We start from the raw sequence: 2,608 nt of genomic DNA on the forward strand, positions 1-2,608 counted from the left end.
AGCACGAGGCGGCCGCCGCGCTCGGCCTGCCCAAGGGCTACCAGTTCACCCGGATCGTGCTGCCGCAGGCACTGCGCTCCATCACACCCAACTACGTCAACCAGCTCATCGGCCTGGTCAAGAGCACGTCCCTGGTGTTCTACGTGTCGCTGCTCGACCTGTTCGGCTCCGTGCAGACCATGGGCAGCACCTACCCCGGCGACATCGTGCCGCTGCTGCTGGTCGCCACCGTCTGGTACCTGATCCTGACCAGCGCCGTCTCCGTCGTCCAGTTCTACGTCGAGCGGTACTTCGCCCGGGGCGCCACCCGCACCCTGCCGCCGACCCCGCTCCAGAAGGCACGCGCCGCCCTGACCGCGTTCCGCACCCGGCTGCGCGGGGAGGCCGCCGTATGACCGCCACCGCCACCACTGCCCAGGAGACGGCCCCGGCCGCGCTGGAGGTGCACGACGTCCACAAGTGGTACGGCACCCACCGCGTCCTGGACGGCATCGACCTGACCGTGCGCCCCGGCGAGGTCACCGTCGTCATCGGGCCCTCGGGCTCCGGCAAGTCCACACTGCTGCGGGTCATCAACCACCTGGAGAAGCCCGAGATCGGCCATGTCAGCGTCGGCGGCGAACTCATCGGCGTCCGGCGGGTGGGCGACCGGCTGAAGGAGTTGGGCGAGCGTGCGATCCTGGCCCAGCGCGGCCGGATCGGGTTCGTCTTCCAGAACTTCAACCTCTTCCCGCATCTCACCGTCCTCGACAACGTGGCCGCCGCTCCCGTCGCCACCGGCCGCCTCGGCAAGGCCGAAGCACGGGCACTGGCCCGGGAGTTGCTCACCCGGGTCGGCCTGGGCGAGCGCACCGGCGCCTATCCGCGCCAGCTCTCCGGCGGCCAGCAGCAGCGCGTCGCCATCGCCCGAGCGCTCGCGCTGCGCCCCGGCATCATCCTCTTCGACGAGCCGACCTCCGCGCTCGACCCGGAACTCGTCGGCGAGGTCCTCTCCGTCATCAAGGACCTCGCCACCAGCGGCACCACCCTGGTCATCGTCACCCATGAGATCGGCTTCGCCCGCGAGGTCGCCGACCGGATCGTCTTCATCGACGGCGGCCGGATTGTCGAACAGGGCCCGCCCGCCGAGGTGTTGGACCATCCCAAGCACCCCCGCACCCGGGACTTCCTCGCCAAGGTCCTCTGAACCCGCCCCCCTTCCACCTCCCCAGCCACACCATCGAACGACAAGGACAGCCATGCCCAGCCACCTCACCCGACGCAGCCTGATACGCGGTCTGTCCGCGGCCACCGTGATCGCCTCCCTCGCCGGCACCCTCGCCGCCTGCGGCGGCAGCGGTGACGCGGCCACCACGACCGACGCCGCCGGCACGGTGACCGTGGGCCGGGTGTCCAACGGCGCCGCCAGACAGACCGAGTTGAAGGTCCCCGAGGTCGCCTCGCTGCACGCCGAACTGCCCGCCGCCGTCCGCGAGCGGGGCACCCTGAACATCGTCGTGGGCGCGCTGCCCGACGGCTTCCCGCCGCTCGCCTACATCGGTGGCGACCAGAAGACCCTCACCGGCGCCGAACCCGACTTCGGCCGCCTGGTCGCCGCGGTCCTCGGCCTCAAGCCCCAACTGGCCAATGCCACCTGGGAGAACATGTTCGTCGGCATCGACAGCGGCAAGGCCGACGTCGGCTTCGCCAACATCACCGACACCGAGGAACGCAAGAAGAAGTACGACTTCGCCTCGTACCGCAAGGACAACGTGGGCTTCGAGGTATTGAAGAAGAGCACCTGGAATTTCGGCGGGAACTACGAGAACCTCGCCGGGAAGACGGTCGCCGTTGACAACGGCACCAACCAGGAGAAGATCCTCCTGGAGTGGCAGACCAAGCTGAAGGCCGAGGGCAAGACCCTCACCGTCAAGCACTACGCCAGCAAGAACGCCACTTATCTGGCGCTGTCCGGCGGCCGGATCGACGCCTACTTCGCGGCGAACCCCGGCGTCGCCTACCACGTCACCCAGACCGCGAAGTCGCCGAACCCGACCCGTAGCGCGGGCACCTACTCCGGGGCGGGCGCGAGCCTCCAGGGGCTGATCGCGGCCACCACGAAGAAGGACAGCGGCCTGGCCAAGCCCATCGCGGACGCCGTCAACCACCTGATCGAGAACGGGCAGTACGCGAAGTGGCTTGCCGCCTACAACCTCTCCAACGAGGCCGTGGCGAAGTCCCAGGTCAACCCGCCCGGACTGCCGCTCAGCGATTCCTGAGCAGCCGGCCCGAACGGCTTCCGCGGCCGGGAACACCGCGGGGGGCCGGGGCGTTGTGCCTCATGACGAGATGGGTGCGGCCGCCGCAGGGGCGGCCCGCCGAGTGCGGTGGACGGAGGTGGCGGAGATGACCGAGGACCGAAGGCGGCACCTTCCGTGCGCACGCGTCCTGCGGACCGCCCGCTCCGCCGTGCTGCACTCCCGGCCCCATATCGACCTCCAGCGCGTGGCCGGCGCGCTCTGTCGCTCCTGACGCTCCCCCTCCGCCCTCGCCGTCGCGCGGATCCCTCGCTCCGCCGCGCCCGCCCGCGGGGCACGGCGGCGGGCGGGCGCGGCGGAGCGAGGGATCC

4 protein-coding genes are annotated in these 2,608 nt (G+C 70.6%); all 4 read left to right on the plus strand.

Translation table 11 applies throughout. The features are described 5' to 3' along the window. A partial coding sequence (locus CCN72_RS34045; RefSeq protein WP_143664294.1) for an ABC transporter permease subunit occupies positions 1–395 on the plus strand: 395 nt, incomplete at its 5' end. Continuing rightward, complete coding sequence (locus CCN72_RS34050) at positions 392–1,186, plus strand: amino acid ABC transporter ATP-binding protein (protein ID WP_086812168.1); 795 nt, start codon at positions 392–394, stop codon at positions 1,184–1,186. The genes CCN72_RS34045 and CCN72_RS34050, both read left to right, overlap by 4 nt. A gap of 52 nt (positions 1,187–1,238) precedes the next feature. Continuing rightward, positions 1,239–2,258 (plus strand): ABC transporter substrate-binding protein, encoded by a 1,020-nt coding sequence (locus tag CCN72_RS34055; RefSeq protein WP_086812170.1) that lies wholly within the window; start codon positions 1,239–1,241, stop codon positions 2,256–2,258. 127 nt (positions 2,259–2,385) lie between these two features. Next, positions 2,386–2,511 carry a putative leader peptide gene (locus CCN72_RS41475; RefSeq protein ID WP_256639935.1) on the plus strand — a complete coding sequence of 42 codons (126 nt, stop codon included), beginning with the start codon at positions 2,386–2,388 and terminating at the stop codon, positions 2,509–2,511. The last annotated feature ends 97 nt before the right edge of the window (positions 2,512–2,608 follow it).

The sequence above is a fragment of the Streptomyces murinus genome (genome assembly GCF_002154555.1).
GTDB classification, from domain to species: Bacteria; Actinomycetota; Actinomycetes; order Streptomycetales; family Streptomycetaceae; genus Streptomyces; species Streptomyces murinus.

Bases quoted from the DNA above. Each gene is read 5' to 3' on its own strand.
- CCN72_RS34050 (WP_086812168.1), top strand. From the start codon at position 392: ATGACCGCCACCGCCACCACTGCCCAGGAGACGGCCCCGGCCGCGCTG.
- CCN72_RS34055 (WP_086812170.1), top strand. From the start codon at position 1,239: ATGCCCAGCCACCTCACCCGACGCAGCCTGATACGCGGTCTGTCCGCG.
- CCN72_RS41475 (WP_256639935.1), top strand. From the start codon at position 2,386: ATGACCGAGGACCGAAGGCGGCACCTTCCGTGCGCACGCGTCCTGCGG.